Consider the following 22346-nt stretch of genomic DNA (forward strand, 5'->3'; position numbering starts at 1 on the left):
CACTACGCGCGTACCGGTCCCAAGCGGTGCACAGAGACGGACGTTCCAGACATAGGCCGAAAGGCCAGGTCAGGGCGGTCGTGTCCACGATGCTTTTGCGAGGGGATGCCCCTGGTGACGGGCAGGGGGCAGCTAACAGGCAGCGCAAAGGGTCAGTGTAGCCACTCGGCTCACTGATGTCCAGGGCGTGCTTTTCTCGACCCTCGTTGTTCTCAACTCCGCGGTACCACGCGCCATGCGGCGCACCTCGATACTGCCCGTTCCGTCGTCGATCCATGCCTCGGATACGGATCGTTGTGACGACGCGTCCTGAGAATTGCGCGCTGCGTGCGGTTCGTCAAGGCCCCCCGATGAGCGGGGGCGCACGGCGAAGATCACCATACTCCGCCACGGACGGGCTCCACGACCCCCGACGCGCCCGGTTCGGGGAACGCCGAAGGGCGACCACCCGGATGGGTGATCGCCCTCTGGAGGCGCCTGAGCGGCGCCTGAGCGAGTCGGGAGACTCGCGAGGTGTTACTTGACCTCGACGGAGGCGCCGGCGCCCTTGAGGGACTCGGCGGCCTTCTCCGCGGCGTCCTTGGCGACCTTCTCGAGGACGGGCTTCGGGGCACCGTCGACGAGGTCCTTGGCCTCCTTCAGGCCGAGGGAGGTCAGCTCACGCACGACCTTGATGACCTGGATCTTCTTGTCACCGGCGGCGGTGAGGATGACGTCGAACTCGTCCTTCTCCTCGACGGCCTCGGCAACGGCGCCCGGGCCCGCGGGGCCGGCGACGGCGACGGCCGCGGCGGCGGTGACGTCGAACTTCTCCTCGAAGGCCTTCACGAACTCGGAGAGCTCGATGAGGGTCATCTCCTCGAACTGCGCGAGCAGGTCGTCCTGGGACAGCTTCGCCATGATGGCGTCCTTCCACTAATTCGGCAGGTGCCGGATGTACATGTAGGCGGGCGTACGTTCGGCCCGCTGCGACCGTCGCCCTGGTGGGCGGCGATCATTGCGCGAGCCGAATTACTCGGCACCGCCCTGCTCGGCCTGCTTGGCGCGAAGAGCGTCCACGGTGCGGACGAGCTTCGACGGCAGCGCCTGGAAGAGCGAGGCAGTCTGGGACTGCTTGCCCTTGAAGGCACCGGCCAGCTTGCTGAGCAGAACCTCGCGGGACTCGAGGTCCGCAAGCTTCTTGATCTCGTCGGCGGACAGCGCCTTGCCGTCAAGGACACCGCCCTTGATGACGAGGTTCGGGTTGTCCTTGGCGAAGTCACGAAGACCCTTGGCCGACTCCACCGGGTCACCGGTGATGAAGGCAGCGCCCGTCGGACCGGTGAACTGGTCGTCGAGCGAGGTGATCCCGGCCTCGTTGGCCGCAATCTTGGTCAGCGTGTTCTTCACCACGGCGTACTGGGCGTTCTCACCGAGCGAACGACGCAGCGTCTTGAGCTGCGCCACGGTGAGACCCCGGTACTCGGTCAGCACGACGGCGCTCGAGCTCTGGAACTTGTCCTTGAGCTCGGCTACCGCGGCAGCCTTGTCGGGCCTTGCCATAGAGCGTCGGCCTCCTTCCGGGTGATGAGGACCGCTCAGAAGGGGCTGACAAAACAAAACGCCCCGGCGCAGGCGCACGGGGCAGAGTTCGACCGAATCGTACGATCCGGGAACTTTCCACGATCACCTGCGCGGGTCGTCCGCATATCTCAGCGAATCCTTCGGCCGCCGCACTTCTTGCGAGAGCACGGCAACGACCAGCGGTCTTTGGCTTCTGGAAGACCATACGTGAATACGTACGTGTCAAGCAAATCGGGCCCCGCGCCTCCGAAGAGGTGCGGGGCCCGAGGCGCTTCAGAGCCGGCCCAGAGGGCCTTTCACAGGGCTCTGCCCGGTCAGACAGCTGCCGGGTCCTCCTCGACGAGGAGGTTGCGGGTGCGGTTGGAGTCCAGCGGGATGCCGGGGCCCATCGTCGTCGTCAGGGTCGCCTTCTTGATGTAGCGGCCCTTGGCGGCGGACGGCTTCAGACGGAGGATCTCCTCCAGAGCCGCGGCGTAGTTCTCGACCAGCTTCGTCTCGTCGAAGGAGACCTTGCCGATGATGAAGTGCAGGTTCGAGTGCTTGTCGACGCGGAACTCGATCTTGCCGCCCTTGATGTCGTTGACAGCCTTGGCGACATCGGGGGTGACGGTGCCGGTCTTCGGGTTCGGCATGAGACCACGCGGGCCGAGGACACGGCCCAGGCGGCCGACCTTGCCCATGAGGTCCGGGGTGGCCACAACGGCGTCGAACTCGTTCAGGCGGTTGCCCTTGGAGATCTCGTCGATGAGCTCGTCGGAGCCGACGATGTCGGCGCCCGCGGCGATCGCGGCCTCGGCACGGTCACCGGTCGCGAAGACCAGGACCCGGGCGGTCTTACCGGTGCCGTGCGGAAGGTTCACGGTGCCACGGACCATCTGGTCGGCCTTGCGCGGGTCGACACCCAGGCGGAAGGCGACCTCGACGGTTCCGTCGAACTTGGTGGCGGCGGTGTCCTTGGCGAGACGGACGGCCTCGAGGGGGGCGTAGTTCCGCTCCCGGTCGATCTTGGCGTCCGCGGCGCGGAGTGCCTTGCTGCGCTTCACTGCTTCTCCTGTGAAGTAAAACCATGCGGCTGACGCCGCGTGGCAGGTGTGGGAGTCGTGGTGCGGACCAGCGCTGGTCCTACCACAGAGGTCACGAGGGGCTGATCAGCCCTCGACCGTGATGCCCATGGAGCGGGCGGTGCCGGCGATGATCTTCGACGCGGCGTCCAGGTCGTTGGCGTTCAGGTCGGGCAGCTTGACCGTGGCGATCTCGCGGACCTGGGCGGCCGTGAGCTTGGCGACCTTGGTCTTGTGCGGCTCGCCGGAGCCCTTGTCCACACCTGCGGCCTTGAGGATCAGCTTGGCGGCCGGCGGAGTCTTGGTGATGAAGGTGAAGGAACGGTCCTCGTAGACCGTGATCTCCACCGGCACGACCATGCCACGCTGCGACTCGGTCGCGGCGTTGTAGGCCTTGCAGAACTCCATGATGTTGACGCCGTGCTGACCGAGCGCGGGGCCGACCGGCGGGGCCGGGTTGGCCGCACCGGCGTTGATCTGGAGCTTGATAAGCCCCGTGACCTTCTTCTTCTTGGGAGGCATTGCTCTCTCCGGGTCCTAGTGAGAGTGTTCAGCCCGCCATCCGGTCATCCGGATGGAGGCATACCGCACCACGATAACGGGTATAGACGTGCGGCTAAAAACCGAGCAGGTCAGAGCGGCTGCGAGAGCCACTCCGACCTGGTCGGAAAACCGTGAACCTGTGAGGTCAGTTCTTCTGGATCTGGTCGAAGCTCAGCTCGACCGGGGTCTCGCGGCCGAAGATCTCGACGAGGCCCTTGACCTTCTTCGAGTCGGCGTTGATCTCGTTGATCGTGGCCTGGAGGGTGGCGAAGGGACCGTCGGTGACGGTGACCGAGTCGCCGACCTCGAAGTCCAGGACCTGGACCTCGACCTTGCGGGCCGGAGCCGGCTTGCCCTCGGCCTCGGCGGCCTCGCGGGCGGCCTTCTCCTCGGCCTCCGGGGCGAGCATCTTGACGATCTCGTCCAGGGTGAGCGGGTACGGGTCGTAGGCGTTGCCCACGAAGCCGGTGACGCCGGGGGTGTTGCGGACGACGCCCCAGGACTCGTTCGTCAGATCCATGCGGACGAGAACGTAACCGGGCAGCTTGTTCTGCCGGACGTTCTTGCGCTCGCCGTTCTTGATCTGGACGATCTCTTCCTCGGGCACCTCGGCCTGGTAGATGAACTCCTCGACGTTCAGCGAGACGGCACGCTGCTCGAGGTTGGCCTTCACGCGCTTCTCGTAGCCCGCGTAGGTGTGGATCACGTACCACTCGCCGGGCAGGCCGCGGAGCTCGTCACGCAGGGCCTGGATCGGGTCGACGGGAGCGGCGGGCTCCTCCTCGGCCTCCTCGACCTCTTCGGCCTGGGCCTCGGCGTCCTCGTCGGAGTCGCCCTCGGCGTCCGAAGCCTCGTCCTCGACGTCCTCTTCGGAGGTGTCCTCGTCGGACTCCTCGGACTCGTCGTCGATGGTCAGAGCGGCCTCTTCGGCCGCCTCGCCCGCAGCGGCGTCAGCAGCCTCAGCCTGGTCCTCGTCGGCCGCCTCGACGATGTCGAGCTCGTCCTCAACGGACTCGACAGAATCGACGGCGTCGTTCAGGTTCGGGTCAGACACGGTGGCTGCTTCTTCCTGGATACAGATGGGGTGGAACAAGAAGTCAGCCGAAGACGTACTTGACTGCTTCCTGGAAGCCATAGTCAATCACGGTCACCAGACCGATCATGATGACAACGAAGACAATCACTACCGTGGTGTACGTCGTCAGCTGGCTACGAGTGGGCCAGACGACCTTGCGGAGCTCGGCGACGATCTGGCGGTAGAAGAGCGCGAGGCGGCCCAGGGGGCCCTTCTTCCCGCGCTTGCCGCCCTTACGGGCCTTCTTCTTCGACTCCAGCGCCTCGTCCTCGGCATCAGGCATGTCGATGGAGCCCACGGCGTCCGTCACGCTTCTCACCTGATCCCGGGTCATGGCAGAGCCGTGCCGGGTGGATCCGCACGGCGGTGCATTGAAGTACGTACATGCGCACACATCCTGGCGGTGTGTGTAGCAGGGCCGGAGGGACTTGAACCCCCAACCGCTGGTTTTGGAGACCAGTGCTCTACCAATTGAGCTACGACCCTTTGTGGCTCCCCCAACCTACCGCATCCTGGGATGTGGTCGGTGAGGGCCAACGAGCAGTGAGTGTACGTGTTCAAGAGCGCTGCGTCGAACAGAAAGCACGTCGGAGGCCCGGAGGCGCTGTGAGAGGTCTCCGGCGAGGTCCTCCGGAGGCCCCGCCGGGCCCCCGTACGACCGGGAATGACCGTTCCTGTCCGCTCCTCGAAACCTGTGTGCCGGGTCGAGAGACGGTCTGGGACGATGGGCCGCATGAGCGCTGCTACCCCTCCGACCGAGCGCCGGGTCTCCGCCCGCATCGGTGCGATCTCCGAGTCCGCGACCCTCGCCGTCGACGCCAAGGCCAAGGCCCTCAAGGCCGCCGGGCGGCCGGTGATCGGTTTCGGCGCGGGTGAGCCCGACTTCCCGACGCCCGACTACATCGTCGACGCCGCCGTCGAGGCGTGCAAGAACCCGAAGTACCACCGCTACACCCCGGCCGGCGGCCTGCCCGAGCTGAAGGCCGCGATCGCCGCCAAGACGCTGCGGGACTCCGGCTACGAGGTCGACGCCTCCCAGGTCCTGGTCACCAACGGCGGCAAGCAGGCGATCTATGAAGCCTTCGCCGCGATCCTCGACCCGGGCGACGAGGTCATCGTCCCGGCCCCGTACTGGACGACGTACCCCGAGTCGATCCGTCTCGCGGGCGGTGTCCCGGTCGAGGTCGTCGCCGACGAGACGACCGGCTACCGCGTCTCGGTCGAGCAGCTGGAGGCGGCCCGCACGGAGAAGACCAAGGTCGTCCTCTTCGTCTCCCCGTCGAACCCGACCGGCGCCGTCTACAGCGAGACCGAGACCGAGGCCATCGGCCGCTGGGCCGTCGAGCACGGTCTGTGGGTGCTGACGGACGAGATCTACGAGCACCTCGTGTACGGCAACGCCGCCGCGGTCTCCCTGCCGTCGGTCATGCCGGAGCTGCGCGACAAGTGCATCGTGGTCAACGGCGTCGCCAAGACGTACGCGATGACCGGCTGGCGCGTGGGGTGGATCATCGGCCCGAAGGACGTGGTGAAGGCCGCGACCAACCTGCAGTCGCACGCCACGTCGAACGTGAGCAACGTGGCACAGGTCGCCGCGCTGGCCGCCGTCTCGGGGAACCTGGACGCGGTCGCGGAGATGGGTCGCGCCTTCGACCGGCGCCGCCAGACGATCGTGCGGATGCTCAACGAGATCGAGGGCGTCCTGTGCCCCACCCCGGAGGGCGCGTTCTACGTGTACCCGTCGGTGAAGGGGCTGCTCGGCAAGGAGATCCGCGGCAAGCGCCCGAAGACCTCGGTCGAGCTGGCCGCGCTGATCCTGGACGAGGCCGAGGTCGCGGTCGTCCCGGGCGAGGCCTTCGGCACGCCGGGCTACCTGCGTCTCTCGTACGCGCTGGGTGACGAGGACCTGGTCGAGGGCGTGTCCCGGATGCAGAAGCTGCTCACGGAAGCGCGCCCGTAGCTCTCCGGTCGTGACGGGCCCCCGGCGTCGCGCCGGGGGCCCGTTCTTGCGTTCTAGCAAGGTCCCGATCGGGGAAAGGGGCTGTCTTCGTCCATTCGGGTGCGGCAAGATCCTTCAATGGAGCACGTTTCCGAGCACGTTTCCGGGTCTGCTGTCCGCGACATCAGTCTGCTGCCCAAGGCGCATCTGCATCTGCACTTCACCGGTTCGATGCGTCCCACGACGCTCATCGAGCTGGCCGACAAGTACGGCGTCCATCTCCCGGAGGCGCTGAGCAGCGGCACTCCGCCCCAGTTGCGGGCGACGGACGAGCGCGGCTGGTTCCGCTTCCAGCGCCTGTACGACATCGCGCGGTCCTGTCTGCGGGAGCCCGAGGACATCCGGCGGCTGGTCCGCGAGGCGGCCGAGGAGGACGTGCGGGACGGCTCGGGGTGGCTGGAGATCCAGGTCGACCCGACCTCGTACGCCCCGCTGCTCGGCGGTCTGACCCCGGCCATGGAGATCATTCTGGACGCCGTGGACACGGCCGCGCGGGAGACGGGGCTCGGGATGCGGGTCCTGGTCGCCGCGAACCGGATGAAGCACCCCCTGGAGGCCCGCACGCTGGCGCGGCTCGCGGTGCGGTACGCGGACCGGGGCGTGGTCGGCTTCGGGCTGTCCAACGACGAGCGCCGGGGCATGGCCCGTGATTTCGACCGCGCCTTCGCGATCGCCCGCGACGGCGGTCTGCTCGCGGCGCCGCACGGCGGTGAGCTGACGGGTCCCGCGTCGGTACGGGACTGCCTTGACGACCTCCGGGCGACCCGGGTGGGCCACGGGGTGCGCGCGGCGGAGGACCCGCGGGTGCTGCGCAAGCTCGCGGAGAGGGGCGTGACCTGCGAGGTCTGTCCGTCCTCGAACGTGGCCCTCGGGGTGTACGAGAAGCCGGAGGACGTTCCGCTGCGGACGCTGTTCGAGGCGGGGGTCCCGCTGGCCCTGGGCGCGGACGACCCGCTGCTCTTCGGTTCCCGGCTGGCCGCTCAGTACGAGATCGCCCGCAGGCACCACGCCTTCACGGACGCGGAACTGGCCGAACTGGCCCGCCAGTCGGTACGGGGTTCGGCGGCGCCGGAGGACGTCAGGCGGAAGCTGCTGTCGGGGATCGACGACTGGCTGACGAGCCCTGCGGCCTGAAGCGGCGCAGAGGCGGGTGGCCCGGAGCCATGCCGATCTCGGTCCGCTCGCCGCTGCCCGTCGGGCGCCGCGAACGTCATGTCCGTACGGCGATCCCGGCCAGCAGGGTGCGGGCGAGTGAGGTGGCGAAGGTGTCCAGGTCCTGGGGTGGCTCCTTGCCGACCTTCGCGTCGTAGGCGAAGGCTCGCTGGGCGCAGGCGCCGAGCAGGAGGGACGCCGCCGCGAAGGTGTCGGCGCCGGGCTGGACGCGGCCGGCCGTCTGTTCGGCGCGCAGGTAGCCGTCGAGGCTCTCCAGCGGGCGGTGCGGGCCGGCGTCGAGTCGGCGCATCGCCGCGTCGTGGCGTGCCTTGAGCCGGGTCTCGGCGTAGAGCGAGGCGGCGATCGGAAAGCTCTCGGCGTAGAAGAGGGCGGCCCGGCGGGCGATCTCGGTGAGGTTCTCCTCCACCGTCCGCTCCCCCGGGTCGGCGGTCAGCCGGTCGAGCAGCGGTGCCAGCTTCGGGAGGCGTTCGCTCAGGACGGCGACGAAGAGCTCCTCCTTGCCCGCGAAGTACTTGTAGAGCGCCGCCTCCGAGCAGCCGGCGCCCCGGGCGATCTCCTTGGTGGTGGTGCGGGCGAGGCCCACCGTGGTCCACAGCTCGTGCGCCGCGTCGAGGATCCGTTCCCGGGTGGGCCTCTTCTCCATGCCTGCTCCAACACCACTTGACGACGGGGTGAGTACACACTCACTGTAGGGGTGAGTGAACACTTACCCACCCCGGAGGGTGCGATATGAAGCTCACCGTCTTCGGCGCGACCGGCGGCATCGGTCGGGAGATCGTCGAGCAGGCGCTGCGCGCAGGCCACGAGGTGACGGCGGTCGTCCGTGATCCGGCGCGTCTCGCGGTCACCGGCGAACGCCTGGAGGTCTTCCGGGCCGACCTCACCGATCCGGCCGCCCTGCGCGGAGCGGTCGCCGGCCGGGACGCGGTGCTCTCCGGGCTCGGCGCCCGCTCCCGCGCTGACGCCGGTGTGGCCGCGCGGCTGACCCGCTCCGTCCTCGCCGCCATGGAGGCGGAGGCCACCCCGCGCCTCCTGGTGGTGAGCGCCGCCCCGCTCGGCCCGGTCCCGGACGGGCACACCGTCGTCGACAAGGCCGTCCTCGCGCTCATCAACACTGTCCTCAAGGACATCTACGACGACCTGCGGGAGATGGAGGAGCAGCTGGCCGCGAGCGCCACGGACTGGACCTCCGTACGGCCGCCGAAGCTCACGGACAAGCCGCTCACCGGCCGCTATCGCTCGGTCGTCGGCGGCAACCCGGGCCGGGGCCGCTCCCTCGCCCGCGCCGATGTGGCGCACGCGATGCTGGCGATGATCGACGACCCGGCGACGGTGCGGCAGGGCGTGGGGGTCGCCTACTGACAGCGAGGCAGGCCCCGGAGGGCGGGCGCCGGGTGGCGCCGGGCCGGGGTCAGAGGCTGACGCCGACCGTCACGGGCTCGTTCACGAGGGTGATCCCGAAGGCGTCCCGCACCCCGGCGACGACCTCGCGGGCGAGCGCGAGCAGGTCCTCGGTGGTGGCCTCGCCCCGGTTGGTGAGGGCGAGGGTGTGCTTGGTGGAGATCCGCGCGGGGCCGGAGCCGTACCCCTTGGTGAAGCCGGCCTTGTCGATCAGCCAGGCGGCCGAGGTCTTGGTGAAACCGTCGCCGACGGGGAAGGCGGGGGCCTTCACGTCGGGACCGAGGCGCTCGGCCACGCGGGCGTGGAAGGCGGAGAACTCCTCGTTCGTGAGGATCGGGTTGGTGAAGAACGACCCGGCCGACCAGGTGTCGTGGTCCTCCGGGTCGAGCACCATGCCCTTGCCCGCGCGCAGCTTCAGGACGGTCTCGCGGAGGGTGGCCAGCGGCACTCGGTCGCCGACCTCCACCCCGAGGGCCCGGGCGGTCTCGGCGTACGCGATGGGCGCGCTCAGGCCCCCGGCGTCCTCAAGTTGGAAGCGGACGCGCAGCACCACATAGGAGTCCGGCAGCTTCTTGAAGAGGCTGTGCCGGTACGAGAAGTCGCACTGTTCGTTCGTCAGCGTGACCACCCGGTGGTCGATCGTGTCGTACGCGATCACCTCGGTGATCGTGGACGAGACGTCCTGGCCGTACGCGCCCACGTTCTGGATCGGCGTCGCGCCCGCGCACCCGGGGATCCCCGCCAGGCACTCGATGCCCGCGAGACCCGCCTCGACGGTGCGCTCCACGGCGTCGGTCCAGACCTCGCCGGCCGCCAGTTCCAGCTTCGTGCCGTCGAGCTCGAAGCCCTTGGTGGCGATGCGCAGGGCGGTGCCCGGGAAGCCCTTGTCGCTGATGACCAGGTTGCTGCCGCCGCCGATGATCAGCAGCGGGGTGGCCGTCACATCGGCGTCGCGAATCGCCTGGATCACCTCGGCGTCGGTCGTCGCGGTGACCAGCCGGGCGGCGGGGCCGCCGAGCCGGAAGGTGGTCAGGGGGGCGAGGGGGGCGTCGTGGAGTTCCTGCACGGGCTCAAGAGTACGGGGGCGGCCCCACCGGTCCGGTCGGGGCCGCGCGCACGAAGCGGTCGGGGGCGACCACCGGGGCGCGTCCCGCGGCCGCCCCCGCTCTGTCACGAGCTACGCGAGCCGGACCACGGCCCGGGACATGCCCAGGACCTTCTGGCCCGCCGACATCGCCGTCAGGTCCACCCGGACCCGCCCGTCGTCCAGCTTCGCCGCGACCTTGCCGCTGACCTCGATCAGCGCGCCCTTGTCGTCGTTCGGCACGACGACCGGCTTGGTGAAGCGCACGCCGTACTCGACGACGGCCGCCGGGTCGCCGACCCAGTCCGTCACGACACGGATCGCCTCGGCCATGGTGAACATGCCGTGCGCGATGACGTCGGGGAGACCGACCTCACGCGCGAACTTCTCGTTCCAGTGGATCGGGTTGAAGTCCCCGGAGGCACCGGCGTACCGCACCAGCGTGGCGCGTGTCACGGGGAAGGACCGGGCCGGCAGCTCGGTGCCGACCTCGACCTCGTCGTAAGCGATCTTCGCAGCCATGGGTTCAGGCCTCCTCGGGCGCTCGGGACACGATCTTGGTCCACCCGGTCACGACGTGCTCGCCGGTCTCGTCGTGCACCTCGCCGCGGATGTCCAGGATGTCGTTGCCCGCCAGGGACTTGACCGCCTCGATGGTGGAGGTGACCGAGAGCCGGTCCCCGGCCCGCACCGGCCGGCTGTAGGCGAACTTCTGGTCGCCGTGCACCACGCGGCTGTAGTCCAGACCCAGCTGCGGATCCTCGATGACCTGCCCGGCCGCCGCGAAAGTGATCGCGAACACAAAAGTCGGCGGAGCGATCACATCGGGGTGACCGAGCGCCTTCGCCGCTTCCTGATCGATGTAGGCGGGATTCGCGTCACCCACCGCTTCCGCGAACTCGCGGATCTTTTCGCGGCCGACCTCGTAGGGCGCGGTGGGCGGATAGGTCCGACCCACGAAGGACTGGTCGAGCGCCATGGACTCGATACCTCCTGGATTTATTGCCGATGTTGCCGATGGTGCCGACAAACGACACGAGGCCGCCCCCTGGTGGGGACGGCCTCGTGTACGAGCCTGATTAGCGAGTCTCGCGGTGCGCAGTGTGCGAGTTGCAGCGAGGGCAGTGCTTCTTCATCTCAAGACGGTCCGGGTTGTTACGCCGGTTCTTCTTGGTGATGTAGTTCCGCTCCTTGCACTCCACGCAGGCCAGCGTGATCTTCGGGCGGACGTCGGTGGCAGCCACGTGAGTGCTCCTTGGACGGACGGATGGACGGATGAACGCATAGAAGAGTAGCCGATCGAAGGACCGACCCCACAATCGGCTACCGTGTGTAGCGGTGACCGGACTTGAACCGGTGACACAGCGATTATGAGCCGCTTGCTCTACCGACTGAGCTACACCGCTTTGATGATCTGGTTCCCGCCCGAAGGCGGGTTCCTTCTCACCAGAGCCCCAATACGGAATCGAACCGTAGACCTTCTCCTTACCATGGAGACGCTCTACCGACTGAGCTATTGGGGCGAGCGATGAAGACATTACACGGTCCTCCGCCGATCGCCCAAATCCGTTTCCGCGGCCGTCTCCGCGCGGGCGTTCGCGCCCGCGGCTCCCCGCGCGCACGAGCGCCCCGTCCGCCCCGTACGCCACTCGTGGCCTCATCAGTACGACTATTGCGCTCCTCCGCGAAGGGCGGCCGGGCCGCCCCTAGGCTCGGCTCCACGCTGCGTGATCTTGATCTTGAGGAGCCTTGAGGAGCCCGATGTCAGCCGACAGCAAGCAGCCCCAGCCGCCCGACGACTGGGCCGCCGACACCGCCGACTCCACCTCGCTCCTGCTCTCCAACGCCCGCCTCACCGACGGGCGGACGGTGGACGTACGCCTCGTCGGCGGCCGGATCGAGGCCGTCGGCACGGCCGGCAGCCTGACCGCCCTCGGCGCCCGCGTCGACCTCACCGGGTACCTCCTGCTGCCCGCGCCCGCCGAGCCCCACGCCCACGCCGACACCGCGCTCAGCGCCGACACCCCCGGCCCCGTCTCGTACGCGCCCGAGGAGGTGCAGCGGCGCGCCACCGAGGCTGCGCTGCTCCAGCTCGGTCACGGCGCCACCGCCCTGCGCGCCCACGTCCGGATCGGGGACGTCCAGGGGCTCGGCCCCCTCGAAGCCGTCCTCCAGGCCCGGCGCTCGCTGCGCGGCCTCACGGATCTGACGGCGGTCGCGGTCCCGCGTCTGCTGACCGGCGCGGCGGGCGGCGACGGGCTCGCGATGCTGCGGGACGCGGTGAAGATGGGCGCCGGGGTGGTGGGGGGCTGTCCGGACCTCGACCCCGATCCGGCCGGGTACGTGGAGGCCGTCCTGGAGACCGCGGCGGAGCACGGCTGCCCGGTCGACCTCCACACCGACGGCGACGACCCGGCACGCCTGGCCCGGCTCGCCGCGATGGCGGGCGGACTGCGACCCGGAGTGACCATCGGGCCCTGCGCCGGGCTCGCCCGGCTGCCCTCCGACGTGGCGCGGCGCGCGGCCGACCAGCTGGCGGCGGCCGGGGTGACCGTCGTCTGCCTGCCCCAGGGCGGCTGCGGGGCGACCGAGCTGCGCGGCGCGGCGCCGGTGCGGCTGCTGCGCGCGGCGGGCGTACGGCTGGCCGCGGGCGGCGGGGCCCTGCGGGACGTCTCCAACCCGGTGGGGCGCGGGGACCCGTTGGAGGCGGCCTATCTGCTGGCCTCCCTGGGGGGCCTCACGGCCCAGGACGCGTACGACACCGTGAGCGCGGCGGCGAGGACCGCGATGGGGCTGCCGGAGGTGCGGGTGGAGGCCGGGTTCCCCGCCGAGCTGCTCGCGGTGCGCGGCGAACGGCTCACGGGCGTGCTGTCCCTCGCGTACAGCCGGATCGTGGTGCATCGCGGGCGGGTGGTGGCGCGGACGAGCGCGGTGCGGGAGTACTGCGACTCCGCGGCGGCGCTCGACCTTCCCCGCCAGTCCCGGCCGGAGTCGGGAAGCCCTCCGGGCGGCCCCGTCGTACGGTCGTGAGTATGCGCATTGTCATCGCTGGAGGACACGGACAGATCGCCCTGCGTCTGGAGCGGCTGCTCTCGGCGGGCGGGCACGAGGCGGTCGGGATCATCCGCAGACCGGAACACGCCGAGGACCTGCGCGCGGCCGGCGCGGAACCGGTCGTCCTGGACCTGGAGTCGGCCTCGGTGGACGAGGTCGCCGAGGCCCTGCGCGGCGCCGACGCGGCGGTCTTCGCGGCGGGCGCCGGGCCGGGCAGCTCGGTGGAGCGCAAGGACACCGTGGACCGCGCGGCCGCGGTGCTCTTCGCGGACGCGGCCGAACGGGCGGGCGTACGGCGCTATGTCGTCGTCTCCTCCATGGGAGCCGACGCGGGCCACCCGGGCGGCGAGGTCTTCGACGCCTACCTCCGCGCCAAGGGCGAGGCGGACGACGCCGTGCGCTCCCGCGAGGCCCTGGACTGGACGATCCTGCGTCCCGGCATGCTCACCGACGACGCCGGCAAGGGCCTGGTCCGCCTGGAGGCCCGGACGGGCCGCGGCCCGATCCCCCGCGACGACGTGGCGGCGGTCCTCGCGGAACTCGTCGAAACCCCGGCCACGGCCGGCCTGACCCTGGAGCTGATCAGCGGCTCGACCCCGGTCTCGGTCGCGGTGAAGGCCGTGGCGGGCGAGTAGCCGGGCACCACCGGCCAAGGCGGCCCGGCCGCACATGCAGAACGGCCCCTGATCCGCGTTTCCGCAGATCAGGGGCCGTTCTTATCGCGTGGCGGCGCCAGGATTCGAACCTGGGTAGGCTAAGCCGACGGATTTACAGTCCGCTCCCATTGGCCACTCGGGCACACCGCCATGGAATGTCGCTGCCGGGAGCCGCTTTTCGGCGGTGCTCCGTGGCAACGACGTAAACGATACCTGATGCGTGGGGGTGGTTCGCCACCGGATTGATCAGCGGTTCGGGCGGGTGCGGGTGACTAGGCTTGCGTCGTAACGCCAACGCAACCCAACGCATTCGACGCAAGGAGCCACACGTCATGGCCGACTCCAGTTTCGACATCGTCTCCAAGGTCGAGCGGCAGGAGGTCGACAACGCCCTCAACCAGGCCGCGAAGGAGATCTCGCAGCGCTACGACTTCAAGGGCACCGACGCCTCGATCTCCTGGCAGGGCGAGAAGATCCTGATGCAGGCCAACGGCGAGGAGCGGGTGAAGGCGATCCTCGACATCTTCGAGACCAAGCTGATCAAGCGCGGGATCTCGCTGAAGTCGCTGGACGCGGGCGAGCCGCAGCTGTCCGGCAAGGAGTACAAGATCTTCGCCACGATCGAGGAGGGCATCTCCCAGGAGAACGCCAAGAAGGTCTCCAAGGTCATCCGCGACGAGGGCCCCAAGGGCGTCAAGGCGCAGGTCCAGGGTGACGAGCTGCGGGTCAGCTCCAAGAGCCGGGACGACCTGCAGGCCGTACAGGCGCTGCTCAAGGGCAAGGACTTCGACTTCGCCATCCAGTTCGTGAACTACCGGTAGGTCCACGACCTGCGTGTCCGAAAACCGCCAGCTTCCCCTGGCGGCCCCTCGCACACTGGACAACGGATCGAGCGTGCGAGGAGAGGAACCAGCCATGACGCCGCAGACCGTGTACGCCCACATCGACAGCCCCCTCGGGGAGATGCTGCTGGCCGGTCGCGTCACCGAGGACGGTTCCACGGAGCTGGCGTCGCTCTCGCTGCCCGGCCAGAAGGGTGCCGTCACCGTCCAGGACGGCTGGCGGCACGCGCCCGAGCTGTTCACGGGGGTCGCCGGGCAGCTGGGCGAGTACTTCGCCGGGCGGCGGGACCGTTTCGACCTCGTGTACGCCGCGAGCGGTACGGACTTCCAGCGGCGCGTCTGGCGGGCCCTCGAGGACATTCCGTACGGCTCCACGGTCTCGTACGCGGACATCGCCCGCCGGGTCGGGGCGTCCGGGGCCGGGGTACGGGCCGTCGGCACCGCGATCGGGCGCAATCCGCTGCTCGTGGTGCGGCCCTGCCACCGGGTGATCGGCGCGGACGGGAGCCTGCGCGGGTACGCGGCCGGGCTGGAGCGCAAGGAGCGGCTGCTCGGGCTCGAAGGCGCCCTGGTGGGATGAGCGGGGAAGGGCTCTTTCCCCGCGAGCGGGCGGTCGTCGCGCCGGGCGCGGTGCATGTGCCCGGGTGGCTGCCGCCCGCGCGGCAGCGGGAGTTGGTCGTCGCCTGCCGGGAGTGGGGCCGTGGACCCGTTCCGTACCGGCACACCGTGCTGCCGGGCGGCGGGGTGATGTCCGTGCGGTCGCTGTGCCTGGGCCGGCGGTGGGAGCCGTACCGCTATCTGCCTGGGGTCGGCGTCGAAATGCCCGACTGGCTCGCGGAGTTGGGGCGTGAGGCGCTGGTCGAGGCGTACGGGGAGCACGGGGGTTTCGCGCCCGACACGGCGTTGGTGAACTTCTACGACGCCGGGGCGAGGATGGGCATGCACCAGGACAAGGAGGAGCGGTCCGGTGCGCCGGTGGTGTCGTTGAGTCTCGGCGACACCTGCGTGTTCCGGTTCGGGAACACCGAGAGCCGCGGACGGCCCTATACGGACGTGGAGTTGACCTCGGGTGATCTCTTCGTCTTCGGCGGGCCGTCGCGTCTCGCGTACCACGGGGTGCCCAAGGTGCTGCCCGGCACGGCCGATCCGGAGCTCGGACTGACCGGCCGGCTGAACATCACCCTGCGCCAGACGGGGCTCTAGCGCGAGCGCGAGTGGCCGAAGAGGATCCGGTACGCGATCAGGAGCACGAGCGCGCCGCCGATGGCCGAGAGCCAGGTGGCGCCGTCGTAGAACTGCGTGGTGATCGGGCGGTCCAGGAAGCGCGCGGAGATCCAGCCGCCGACGAACGCTCCGGCGACGCCGATGAGGGTGGTGCCGATGAGGCCGCCCGGATCCCGGCCGGGCAGCAGGATCTTGGCGATGACGCCGGCGAGCAGTCCGAGAACGACCCAGCTGATGATGGTCATGCCGTGAAGGACGACCGTGCGGCGCTGTCCGGTTGCGGGACTGGCTAGGGTGCGGCGCATGACACAGGGACTGCGCCGTTCGCTCGGGGTGTTCGACGCCGTCGTCATCGGGCTGGGCTCGATGGTGGGGGCCGGGATCTTCGTGGCGCTCGCGCCGGCGGCGGGCGCGGCCGGTTCGGGGCTGCTTCCGGCGCTCGGCGTCGCCGCGCTCGTGGCGTACTGCAACGCCATGGCGTCGGCCCGGCTCGCGGCCCGCTATCCGGCCTCCGGCGGCACCTATGTGTACGGTCGCGAACGCCTCGGCCCCTTCTGGGGGTACCTGGCGGGCTGGGCGTTCGTCGTCGGCAAGACGGCCTCGTGCGCGGCGATGGCGCTGACGGTCGGGGCGTATCTGTGGCCGGAGCAGGCGCACGCGGTGGCGGTGGCGGCCGTGGTGGCGCTGACGGCCGTGAACTACGGCGGTGTGCGGAAGTCGGCGCTGCTGACCCGGGTGATCGTGGCGCTCGTGCTCGCCGTCCTGGCCGCGGTGGTGGTGGCGTCGTTCGCGTCCGGGTCCGGGGAGTTCGAGCGGCTCGGGCTGGGCGCGGACGTGTCGGCGAGCGGGGTTCTGCAGGCGGCGGGACTCCTGTTCTTCGCGTTCGCGGGCTACGCGCGGATCGCCACGCTCGGCGAGGAGGTGCGTGATCCGGCCCGGACGATCCCGCGGGCGGTCCCGCTGGCGCTCGGGATCGCGCTGGGCGTCTACGCGGCGGTCTCGGTGTGTGTCCTCGCCGTTCTGGGGCCGCAGGCCCTGGCCGCCTCGCCCGCGCCGCTCGCGGACGCGGCCCGTGCGGCAGACGCGGGCTGGCTGGTCCCGGTGGTGCGGGTGGGAGCGGTCGTCGCGGCCCTGGGGTCGCTGCTGTCGCTGATCCTGGGGGTGTCCCGTACGACGCTGGCGATGGCGCGGGACGGTCATCTGCCGGCCGGACTCGCCGCCGTGCATCCCCGTTTCCAGGTGCCGCACCGGGCCGAGCTGGCGGTGGGTGCCGTGGTGGCCGTGGTGGCGGCGACGGCCGACGTGCGGGGCGCGATCGGCTTCTCCTCGTTCGGCGTGCTGGTCTACTACGGCATCGCCAACGCCTCCGCCTGGACGCTGGGCCGTTCGCGCCGGCTGCTCGCGGCCGTGGGTCTGGCCGGCTGCGCGGTCCTGGCGTTCGCGCTGCCGCTGACCTCCGTGCTCGCGGGGGTGGGGGTGCTCGCGGCGGGGGTGGTGGCGTACGCGGTCACGCGAGGACGGCCCGTACGCCCGCGTCCGTGAGGGGCGCTCGCGCGGGTCTGAAGGTCCGGCGGGACTGGCGCTCGCGCAGGACTGAAGCTCCGGCGGGACTGGCGCTCTAGCGGGCCGCGTACCCGTACGGGTACGGCTGGTCCGTGGGGACGATCTCCTTGCCGAGGGGCAGCAGGGAGACCGGGACCAGTTTGAAGTTCGCGAGGCCCAGGGGGATGCCGATGATCGTGACGCAGAGCGCGATGCCGGTGACGATGTGGCCGAGCGCCAGCCACCAGCCGGCGAGGACCAGCCAGAGCACGTTACCGACGCAGGAGGGCGCGCCCGCGTCACGCTGGTCCACGACCGTGTAGCCGAAGGGCCACAGGGCGTAGACGCCGATGCGGAAAGCGGCGACCCCGAAGGGGATGCCGATGATCGTGACGCACAGCAGGACGCCGGCCAGGAGGTAGCCGAGGAACATCCACAGGCCGCACAGGATCAGCCATATGACGTTGAGGATTGTCTTCATGGGCGACGACCTGCCATCTGCTCGAGTCGGGAGATGCGCTCCGCCATCGGCGGGTGCGTCGAGAACATCCTGGACAGCCCCTGACCAGGCCGGAACGGGTTCGCGATCATCATGTGGCTCGCGGTCTCGATCTTCGGCTCGGGCGGCAGCGGGAGCTGCTTCGTGCCGGCTTCGAGCTTGCGCAGGGCGCTGGCCAGGGCCAGCGGGTCGCCGGTGAGCTGGGCGCCGGAGGCGTCGGCCTCGTACTCCCGCGAACGGCTGATGGCGAGCTGGATGACGGAGGCGGCGACGGGGCCGAGGATCATGATCAGCAGCATGCCGAGGAGGCCGGGGCCGTCGTCGTCGCTGGAGCGGCCGACGGGGATCAGCCAGGCGAAGTTGACCAGGAACATGATCACGGACGCGAGGGCGCCGGCGACCGAGGAGATCAGGATGTCCCGGTTGTAGACGTGGCTCAGCTCGTGGCCGATGACTCCGCGCAGCTCGCGCTCGTCGAGGAGCCGCAGGATGCCCTCCGTGCAGCAGACGGCGGCGTTGCGCGGGTTACGGCCGGTGGCGAAGGCGTTGGGGGCCTGGGTGGGCGAGATGTAGAGCCGGGGCATCGGCTGACGGGCCTGGGTGGAGAGTTCGCGCACCATCCGGTAGAGGGCGGGGGCCTCGAACTCGCTGACCGGGCGGGCCCGCATGGCCCGCAGCGCCAGCTTGTCGCTGTTCCAGTAGGCGTACGCGTTGGTGCCGAGCGCCACGAGGAGCGCGACGATCAGCCCCGTACGTCCGAAGAAGCTGCCGATGACGATGATGAGGGCCGAGAGCCCTCCGAGGAGTACGGCGGTCCTCAGCCCGTTGTGCCGGCGGTGCACGGTACGCCCTCCAAGTCGTGCGGCAGGGGAACCCTTGCTCGGTGCTGGTCCACTGGTCCAGTGGACCCTCCCGTACTGGTCAACGCCAGGCGGGAGGCGCGGGTTCCCCTGGGGGCACAGGGGGCGACGCTGGGCGGTGTGGGCCGTCCGGGTGACGGGGGCGGGGGATCAGCGCGCGGCGGGGACGGCGGCCTTCTCCAGGGAGCTCTCCAGGGAGTTCTCCAGCGCCGCGGCCACCGGCTCGACGTGGCTGGTGCAGTGCGCGCAGCGGGTGGCGACGGCCGGGATCTCGCTGAAGCAGTCGGGGCAGTCGCGCTTCTCGGACTTGATGTCGGTCTCCTGGCGGGCGAACCTCTCCTGGATCTTCGTCATGGGGACGACGACGAAGAAGTAGAGCACCGCGGCGGTGATGACGAAGGCGATCGTGGCGGCGATGAGCAGGCCGTACGGGAAGACGGCGCCACGGATGGTGAAGCTGGCCTCGCTGAAGTCGCCGACGGAGCCGGTGGCGAGGCCGATGAGCGGGGTGATGAACGCCTTGCTGAAGCCGGTGACGACTGCCGTGAACGCCGAACCCACGGCGAGACCGATGGCCAGGGAAATGACGTTTCCGCGGAGGATGAAGTCCTTGAAGCCGTTCAGCACGGGTGATGCTCCTTGGTGCGTTCCTGTCGGGTGGCGACAGGGTCAGAAGAGGCTGTTTGCCGCGAAACGGAGGGCGAACTGCGGGTAGCCCGACAGTACGACGCCCGCGACGGCGGTCAGCGCGATCACCGCGGTCAGCGGGGCGGGGACGCGGTGGCTGACCGGCTCGCCCTTCGGGGCGCGGAAGAGCAGCGCTGTCCACCGAAGGTAGTAGTAGAGGGCGATCACGACGTTGACGCCCATGATCACGGCCAGCCAGCCGAGGCCGGCGTCGACCGCCGCCGAGAAGACGGTGACCTTGGCGAAGAGGCCGATGATGCCGGGCGGCAGACCGGCCAGGTTGAGCAGGAAGAAGCCCATGGTGAGGGCGGTGAGCGGCCGGGCGGCGTACAGGCCGCGGTAGTCGGCGATGCGGTTCTCGGGCCGGCTTCGGGCGACCAGCGCGGCCACCGCGAAGGCGCCGAGGTTCACGACGGCGTACATCAGGGCGTACGCGACGGTGGCGCCGATCTGGTCGTCGCTGGAGTACGCGGCGGCGGCGATCGGCACCAGGAGGTAGCCGGCCTGGGCGACGGAGGACCAGGCGAGCAGCCGGACCGCGCTCCACGCGCGCGTGGAGACCTGCCGCAGGGCGGCCACGTTGCCGACGGTCATGGTGAGCGCGGCCAGGACGGCGAGCGCCGGGCCCCAGACGTGCGCGTACGAGGGGAAGGCGACGACGGTCACGAGGATGAGGCCGGTGAAGCCGACGGCCTTGCCGACCACGGAGAGGTAGCCGGCGACGGGCAGCGGGGCGCCGACGTAGGTGTCGGGTACCCAGAAGTGGAAGGGGACGGCGGCCGTCTTGAAGGCGAAGCCGATCAGGGTGAGGACCACGCCCGCCTCGGCGAGGGTCTGCAGCTGGGCGGGGACGTCGTCGAGGCGCTGGGCGATCTCGGAGAGATGGAGGGTGCCGGTGGCGGCGTACACGAAGCTGACGCCGAGCAGGGTGACGGCGGTCGCGGCGACCGAGGAGAGGAAGAACTTCAGCGCGGCCTCGCTGGACATCCGGTCGCCGCGGCGCAGGCCCACGAGGGCGAAGGCGGGCAGCGAGGCCACTTCGAGGGCGACGACGAGGGTGGCGAGGTCACGCGAGGCGGGCAGCAGCGCGGCGCCGGCGGCCGAGGAGAGCAGCAGGAACCAGTACTCCCCCGCCGGCAGCTTCTCCTTGGTGTCGGAGAGCGAGAGCAGGGCGGTGAGGAGCGCCCCGCCGAGCACCAGGAACTGGATGACCAGCGTGAAGTGGTCGGCGGTGTAGCTGCAGCCGGCGGTGCCGGAGGCGTCCTGCGCCATCGAGGCGGCCTCGGCCGCCTCGGGGGTGAGGCAGAAGGTCGAGCGGTCGCCGGCGCGCAGCGGGATCAGCAGGACGATCGCGGCGACGAGCCCGGCGATCGCGGTCCAGCCGAGGAGCTGCTTGCGATGGGCGGGGACGAAGAGGTCGGCGACGAGTACGGCGAGCGCCACCACCGCGGTGAGGGTGGGCGGCGCGATCGTGAGCCAGTCGACGGACTGGACGAGGCTCGCGGCTGTAGGGGTCACTGCTTGCCTCCGGCGAGGAGCTGCTGCACGGCCGGGTCGGTGAGGCCGAGGAGGACCGCGGGCCACAGGCCGGCGAGGACGGTGAGGGCGACGAGCGGGGTCCAGGCGGCGAACTCGTAGCCCTGGACGTCGGCGATGGCCGTCTCGCCGCCGGGGCGGGGGCCGCCCATGCAGACGCGTCGGACCACGACGAGGAGATAGGCGGCGGTGAGCAGGGTGCCGAAGGCGCCGACCGCCATGAAGGTGAGGAAGGCGGGGCGGCTGAGGCCGTCCGCCGGGTCGAAGGCGCCGAACAGGGCCAGCATCTCGCCCCAGAACCCGGCGAGTCCGGGCAGTCCGAGGGAGGCGACGGCGGCGAACGCGAGCAGTCCGCCCAGGCGGGGGGCGCGGCCGTAGAGGGCGGCGCCGGTGGCGCCGGCGAGGGTGTCGAGGTCGGCGGTGCCGTACCGGTCCTTGAGGGCTCCGACGAGGAAGAACAGCAGGCCGGTGATGAGGCCGTGGGCGATGTTGGCGAAGAGCGCGCCGTTGACTCCGGTGGGCGTCATGGTCGCGATGCCGAGGAGGACGAAGCCCATGTGACCGACGGAGGAGTAGGCGATCAGACGCTTGAGGTCGCCCTTGTTGCCGGGCCTCGCGAGGGCGAGGCAGGCGAGGGATCCGTAGATGACGCCGGCGACGGCGAAGGCGGCGAGGTAGGGGGCGAAGACCCGCATGCCGTCGGGGGCGATCGGCAGGACGATCCGTACGAAGCCGTACGTGCCCATCTTCAGCAGGACGCCGGCGAGGAGGACGGAGCCGACGGTCGGGGCGGCGGTGTGGGCGTCCGGGAGCCAGCTGTGCAGGGGCCACATCGGGGTCTTCACGGCGAGCCCGATCCCGATCGCGAGAACGGCGATGACCTGCACGGATGTGGTCAGTCCACGGCCGTTGTCAGTGGCCAGTGCCACCATGTCGAACGTGCCCGCCTTCAGGCCGATGAGGAGCAGGCCGAGCAACATGACGACGGAGCCGAGGAGGGTGAAGAGGATGAACTTCCAGGCGGCGGCCTGCCTGCCCTCACCGCCCCAGCGGGCGATGAGGAAGTACATCGGGATGAGGACCATCTCGAAGGCGAGGAAGAACAGCACGAGGTCGAGGACGGCGAAGGTGGCCAGGGTGCCGGACTCGAGGACGAGCAGCAGGGCGACGAAGGCCTTGGGGGAAGGCCCGCTCGGCATCTTGGAGTAGCTGTACAGCGCGCAGAGGAAGGTCAGCAGCGCGGTCATCACCAGGAGGGGGAGGGAAATGCCGTCGACACCGAGGTGGATGCGTACGTCTAGTGCGGGGATCCACGTGATGTCCGTGCTCGCCTGCATCTTCGACGGCTGGTCGTGGTCGAAGCCGAGCGCGAGGACGATCGTGGCGGCCAGGACGACGCCGGTCACGGTCACGCCGTGGCGGAGCACGGCCTGGTCGGGTGACTTCCCCTTCAGCCCGGGCGGGGCCGGGAGAAGGGCGGCGGCGGCGCCGACGAGCGGCCCGGCGACGATCAACGCGAGAAGGAACTGCATCACGGATTCGCTGAT

Annotated in this window: 26 protein-coding genes and 4 tRNA genes; 9 read left to right on the forward strand and 21 right to left on the reverse strand. The window is 70.2% G+C overall.

Going from position 1 to position 22346, the window contains the following annotated elements; translation table 11 throughout:
• Nucleotides 1–516: 516 nt before the first annotated feature.
• The 7 genes from rplL to ABZY12_RS02305 form a co-directional block, all read right to left on the reverse strand.
• Nucleotides 517–900 (reverse strand): 50S ribosomal protein L7/L12, encoded by a 384-nt coding sequence (gene rplL, locus ABZY12_RS02275; protein WP_356886160.1) that lies wholly within the window; start codon nt 898–900, stop codon nt 517–519.
• Between the two features lie 111 nt (nt 901–1011).
• Nucleotides 1012–1542: a 50S ribosomal protein L10 gene (gene rplJ / locus ABZY12_RS02280; RefSeq protein ID WP_356886162.1), complete on the reverse strand. Its 531-nt coding sequence runs from the start codon at nt 1540–1542 to the stop codon at nt 1012–1014.
• Nucleotides 1543–1877: 335 nt separating this feature from the next.
• Nucleotides 1878–2606, reverse strand: coding sequence for a 50S ribosomal protein L1 (rplA, locus tag ABZY12_RS02285; RefSeq protein WP_331912610.1), 729 nt, complete (start codon nt 2604–2606; stop codon nt 1878–1880).
• Between the two features lie 105 nt (nt 2607–2711).
• A complete protein-coding gene (rplK, locus tag ABZY12_RS02290; RefSeq protein ID WP_030318720.1) occupies nt 2712–3146 on the reverse strand; it encodes a 50S ribosomal protein L11 in 435 nt (144 codons plus the stop codon).
• A gap of 166 nt (nt 3147–3312) precedes the next feature.
• Nucleotides 3313–4221: a transcription termination/antitermination protein NusG gene (gene nusG, locus ABZY12_RS02295; RefSeq protein ID WP_356886164.1), complete on the reverse strand. Its 909-nt coding sequence runs from the start codon at nt 4219–4221 to the stop codon at nt 3313–3315.
• 43 nt (nt 4222–4264) lie between these two features.
• Entirely contained in the window at nt 4265–4552 is a 288-nt protein-coding gene (secE, locus tag ABZY12_RS02300) for a preprotein translocase subunit SecE (RefSeq protein WP_356886166.1), read from the reverse strand.
• Between the two features lie 103 nt (nt 4553–4655).
• Nucleotides 4656–4728: transfer RNA gene (locus ABZY12_RS02305), tRNA-Trp, on the reverse strand.
• Nucleotides 4729–4975: 247 nt separating this feature from the next.
• On the opposite strand from ABZY12_RS02305, the gene ABZY12_RS02310 reads away from it, so the two are divergent.
• Both ABZY12_RS02310 and ABZY12_RS02315 read left to right on the forward strand, forming a co-directional pair.
• Nucleotides 4976–6202 carry a pyridoxal phosphate-dependent aminotransferase gene (locus ABZY12_RS02310; RefSeq protein WP_356886168.1) on the forward strand — a complete coding sequence of 409 codons (1227 nt, stop codon included), beginning with the start codon at nt 4976–4978 and terminating at the stop codon, nt 6200–6202.
• Nucleotides 6203–6319: 117 nt separating this feature from the next.
• Nucleotides 6320–7375, forward strand: a complete 1056-nt coding sequence (locus ABZY12_RS02315) for an adenosine deaminase (RefSeq protein ID WP_356886170.1) — start codon at nt 6320–6322, stop codon at nt 7373–7375.
• 76 nt (nt 7376–7451) lie between these two features.
• Here the strand turns inward: ABZY12_RS02315 and ABZY12_RS02320 are convergent, their stop codons facing one another.
• Nucleotides 7452–8057, reverse strand: a complete 606-nt coding sequence (locus ABZY12_RS02320; RefSeq protein WP_356886172.1) for a TetR/AcrR family transcriptional regulator — start codon at nt 8055–8057, stop codon at nt 7452–7454.
• Nucleotides 8058–8143: 86 nt separating this feature from the next.
• Here ABZY12_RS02320 and ABZY12_RS02325 point away from each other — a divergent pair, with 86 nt between their 5' ends.
• Nucleotides 8144–8776: an SDR family oxidoreductase gene (locus tag ABZY12_RS02325; protein WP_356886174.1), complete on the forward strand. Its 633-nt coding sequence runs from the start codon at nt 8144–8146 to the stop codon at nt 8774–8776.
• Nucleotides 8777–8825: 49 nt separating this feature from the next.
• Here the strand turns inward: ABZY12_RS02325 and ABZY12_RS02330 are convergent, their stop codons facing one another.
• The 6 genes from ABZY12_RS02330 to ABZY12_RS02355 all read right to left on the reverse strand — a co-directional run bounded on the left by ABZY12_RS02330 (nt 8826) and on the right by ABZY12_RS02355 (nt 11422).
• Nucleotides 8826–9881, reverse strand: coding sequence for a UDP-N-acetylmuramate dehydrogenase (locus tag ABZY12_RS02330; protein WP_356886176.1), 1056 nt, complete (start codon nt 9879–9881; stop codon nt 8826–8828).
• A gap of 111 nt (nt 9882–9992) precedes the next feature.
• Entirely contained in the window at nt 9993–10421 is a 429-nt protein-coding gene (locus ABZY12_RS02335; protein WP_356886178.1) for a MaoC family dehydratase, read from the reverse strand.
• Nucleotides 10422–10425: 4 nt separating this feature from the next.
• Nucleotides 10426–10878 (reverse strand): MaoC family dehydratase N-terminal domain-containing protein, encoded by a 453-nt coding sequence (locus ABZY12_RS02340; RefSeq protein WP_356886180.1) that lies wholly within the window; start codon nt 10876–10878, stop codon nt 10426–10428.
• Nucleotides 10879–10978: 100 nt separating this feature from the next.
• Entirely contained in the window at nt 10979–11143 is a 165-nt protein-coding gene (gene rpmG / locus ABZY12_RS02345) for a 50S ribosomal protein L33 (protein ID WP_003956487.1), read from the reverse strand.
• A gap of 89 nt (nt 11144–11232) precedes the next feature.
• Nucleotides 11233–11305, reverse strand: a tRNA-Met gene (locus tag ABZY12_RS02350).
• 44 nt (nt 11306–11349) lie between these two features.
• Nucleotides 11350–11422, reverse strand: a tRNA-Thr gene (locus ABZY12_RS02355).
• Between the two features lie 238 nt (nt 11423–11660).
• On the opposite strand from ABZY12_RS02355, the gene ABZY12_RS02360 reads away from it, so the two are divergent.
• Nucleotides 11661–12929: an amidohydrolase family protein gene (locus ABZY12_RS02360; RefSeq protein WP_356886182.1), complete on the forward strand. Its 1269-nt coding sequence runs from the start codon at nt 11661–11663 to the stop codon at nt 12927–12929.
• 2 nt (nt 12930–12931) lie between these two features.
• The gene (locus ABZY12_RS02365; protein WP_356886183.1) at nt 12932–13588 is read left to right on the forward strand and encodes an NAD(P)H-binding protein; all 657 of its coding nucleotides are present in this window, start codon (nt 12932–12934) and stop codon (nt 13586–13588) included.
• A gap of 89 nt (nt 13589–13677) precedes the next feature.
• Here the strand turns inward: ABZY12_RS02365 and ABZY12_RS02370 are convergent.
• Nucleotides 13678–13759: transfer RNA gene (locus ABZY12_RS02370), tRNA-Tyr, on the reverse strand.
• A gap of 182 nt (nt 13760–13941) precedes the next feature.
• Between ABZY12_RS02370 and ABZY12_RS02375 the strand changes: the two genes are divergently transcribed.
• The 3 genes from ABZY12_RS02375 (at nt 13942) to ABZY12_RS02385 (ending at nt 15654) form a co-directional block, all read left to right on the forward strand.
• Entirely contained in the window at nt 13942–14430 is a 489-nt protein-coding gene (locus ABZY12_RS02375) for a YajQ family cyclic di-GMP-binding protein (RefSeq protein WP_356886185.1), read from the forward strand.
• Between the two features lie 94 nt (nt 14431–14524).
• Nucleotides 14525–15031 (forward strand): methylated-DNA--[protein]-cysteine S-methyltransferase, encoded by a 507-nt coding sequence (locus ABZY12_RS02380; protein WP_356886187.1) that lies wholly within the window; start codon nt 14525–14527, stop codon nt 15029–15031.
• Entirely contained in the window at nt 15028–15654 is a 627-nt protein-coding gene (locus ABZY12_RS02385; RefSeq protein ID WP_356886189.1) for an alpha-ketoglutarate-dependent dioxygenase AlkB, read from the forward strand. Before ABZY12_RS02380 ends, ABZY12_RS02385 begins: the two co-directional genes overlap by 4 nt.
• Here the strand turns inward: ABZY12_RS02385 and ABZY12_RS02390 are convergent.
• Nucleotides 15651–15920 carry a GlsB/YeaQ/YmgE family stress response membrane protein gene (locus tag ABZY12_RS02390; RefSeq protein WP_356886191.1) on the reverse strand — a complete coding sequence of 90 codons (270 nt, stop codon included), beginning with the start codon at nt 15918–15920 and terminating at the stop codon, nt 15651–15653. The genes ABZY12_RS02385 and ABZY12_RS02390 overlap by 4 nt on opposite strands.
• 58 nt (nt 15921–15978) lie before the next feature.
• On the opposite strand from ABZY12_RS02390, the gene ABZY12_RS02395 reads away from it, so the two are divergent.
• Nucleotides 15979–17217: an amino acid permease gene (locus ABZY12_RS02395; protein ID WP_356886193.1), complete on the forward strand. Its 1239-nt coding sequence runs from the start codon at nt 15979–15981 to the stop codon at nt 17215–17217.
• A gap of 76 nt (nt 17218–17293) precedes the next feature.
• On the opposite strand, the gene ABZY12_RS02400 is transcribed toward ABZY12_RS02395, so the two are convergent.
• The 5 genes from ABZY12_RS02400 to ABZY12_RS02420 all read right to left on the reverse strand — a co-directional run bounded on the left by ABZY12_RS02400 (nt 17294) and on the right by ABZY12_RS02420 (nt 22331).
• On the reverse strand, nt 17294–17698 hold the full coding sequence (locus ABZY12_RS02400; RefSeq protein WP_356886195.1) for a YccF domain-containing protein: 405 nt from the start codon (nt 17696–17698) through the stop codon (nt 17294–17296).
• Nucleotides 17695–18558, reverse strand: coding sequence for a zinc metalloprotease HtpX (htpX, locus tag ABZY12_RS02405; RefSeq protein WP_356886197.1), 864 nt, complete (start codon nt 18556–18558; stop codon nt 17695–17697). The genes ABZY12_RS02400 and htpX overlap by 4 nt, the downstream gene beginning before the upstream one ends.
• Nucleotides 18559–18726: 168 nt before the next feature.
• Nucleotides 18727–19203, reverse strand: coding sequence for a large conductance mechanosensitive channel protein MscL (gene mscL, locus ABZY12_RS02410; RefSeq protein ID WP_356886199.1), 477 nt, complete (start codon nt 19201–19203; stop codon nt 18727–18729).
• Between the two features lie 42 nt (nt 19204–19245).
• Complete coding sequence (locus tag ABZY12_RS02415) at nt 19246–20781, reverse strand: NADH-quinone oxidoreductase subunit N (protein ID WP_356886201.1); 1536 nt, start codon at nt 20779–20781, stop codon at nt 19246–19248.
• Nucleotides 20778–22331 carry an NADH-quinone oxidoreductase subunit M gene (locus ABZY12_RS02420; RefSeq protein ID WP_356886290.1) on the reverse strand — a complete coding sequence of 518 codons (1554 nt, stop codon included), beginning with the start codon at nt 22329–22331 and terminating at the stop codon, nt 20778–20780. Before ABZY12_RS02420 ends, ABZY12_RS02415 begins: the two co-directional genes overlap by 4 nt.
• Nucleotides 22332–22346 lie beyond the last annotated feature (15 nt).

It is taken from the genome of Streptomyces sp. NPDC006551, from assembly GCF_040611675.1.
In the GTDB taxonomy this organism is placed as follows: domain Bacteria; phylum Actinomycetota; class Actinomycetes; order Streptomycetales; family Streptomycetaceae; genus Streptomyces.

What these genes read in the sequence shown, in the direction of transcription:
- rplL (WP_356886160.1), bottom strand. Translation starts at nt 900, where the DNA reads ATGGCGAAGCTGTCCCAGGACGACCTGCTCGCGCAGTTCGAGGAGATG.
- rplJ (WP_356886162.1), bottom strand. Translation starts at nt 1,542, where the DNA reads ATGGCAAGGCCCGACAAGGCTGCCGCGGTAGCCGAGCTCAAGGACAAG.
- rplK (WP_030318720.1), bottom strand. Translation starts at nt 3,146, where the DNA reads ATGCCTCCCAAGAAGAAGAAGGTCACGGGGCTTATCAAGCTCCAGATC.
- ABZY12_RS02310 (WP_356886168.1), top strand. Translation starts at nt 4,976, where the DNA reads ATGAGCGCTGCTACCCCTCCGACCGAGCGCCGGGTCTCCGCCCGCATC.
- ABZY12_RS02315 (WP_356886170.1), top strand. Translation starts at nt 6,320, where the DNA reads ATGGAGCACGTTTCCGAGCACGTTTCCGGGTCTGCTGTCCGCGACATC.
- ABZY12_RS02320 (WP_356886172.1), bottom strand. Translation starts at nt 8,057, where the DNA reads ATGGAGAAGAGGCCCACCCGGGAACGGATCCTCGACGCGGCGCACGAG.
- ABZY12_RS02325 (WP_356886174.1), top strand. Translation starts at nt 8,144, where the DNA reads ATGAAGCTCACCGTCTTCGGCGCGACCGGCGGCATCGGTCGGGAGATC.
- ABZY12_RS02335 (WP_356886178.1), bottom strand. Translation starts at nt 10,421, where the DNA reads ATGGCTGCGAAGATCGCTTACGACGAGGTCGAGGTCGGCACCGAGCTG.
- ABZY12_RS02340 (WP_356886180.1), bottom strand. Translation starts at nt 10,878, where the DNA reads ATGGCGCTCGACCAGTCCTTCGTGGGTCGGACCTATCCGCCCACCGCG.
- ABZY12_RS02360 (WP_356886182.1), top strand. Translation starts at nt 11,661, where the DNA reads ATGTCAGCCGACAGCAAGCAGCCCCAGCCGCCCGACGACTGGGCCGCC.
- ABZY12_RS02365 (WP_356886183.1), top strand. Translation starts at nt 12,932, where the DNA reads ATGCGCATTGTCATCGCTGGAGGACACGGACAGATCGCCCTGCGTCTG.
- ABZY12_RS02375 (WP_356886185.1), top strand. Translation starts at nt 13,942, where the DNA reads ATGGCCGACTCCAGTTTCGACATCGTCTCCAAGGTCGAGCGGCAGGAG.
- ABZY12_RS02380 (WP_356886187.1), top strand. Translation starts at nt 14,525, where the DNA reads ATGACGCCGCAGACCGTGTACGCCCACATCGACAGCCCCCTCGGGGAG.
- ABZY12_RS02385 (WP_356886189.1), top strand. Translation starts at nt 15,028, where the DNA reads ATGAGCGGGGAAGGGCTCTTTCCCCGCGAGCGGGCGGTCGTCGCGCCG.
- ABZY12_RS02390 (WP_356886191.1), bottom strand. Translation starts at nt 15,920, where the DNA reads ATGACCATCATCAGCTGGGTCGTTCTCGGACTGCTCGCCGGCGTCATC.
- ABZY12_RS02395 (WP_356886193.1), top strand. Translation starts at nt 15,979, where the DNA reads ATGACACAGGGACTGCGCCGTTCGCTCGGGGTGTTCGACGCCGTCGTC.
- ABZY12_RS02400 (WP_356886195.1), bottom strand. Translation starts at nt 17,698, where the DNA reads ATGAAGACAATCCTCAACGTCATATGGCTGATCCTGTGCGGCCTGTGG.
- ABZY12_RS02420 (WP_356886290.1), bottom strand. Translation starts at nt 22,331, where the DNA reads ATGCAGTTCCTTCTCGCGTTGATCGTCGCCGGGCCGCTCGTCGGCGCC.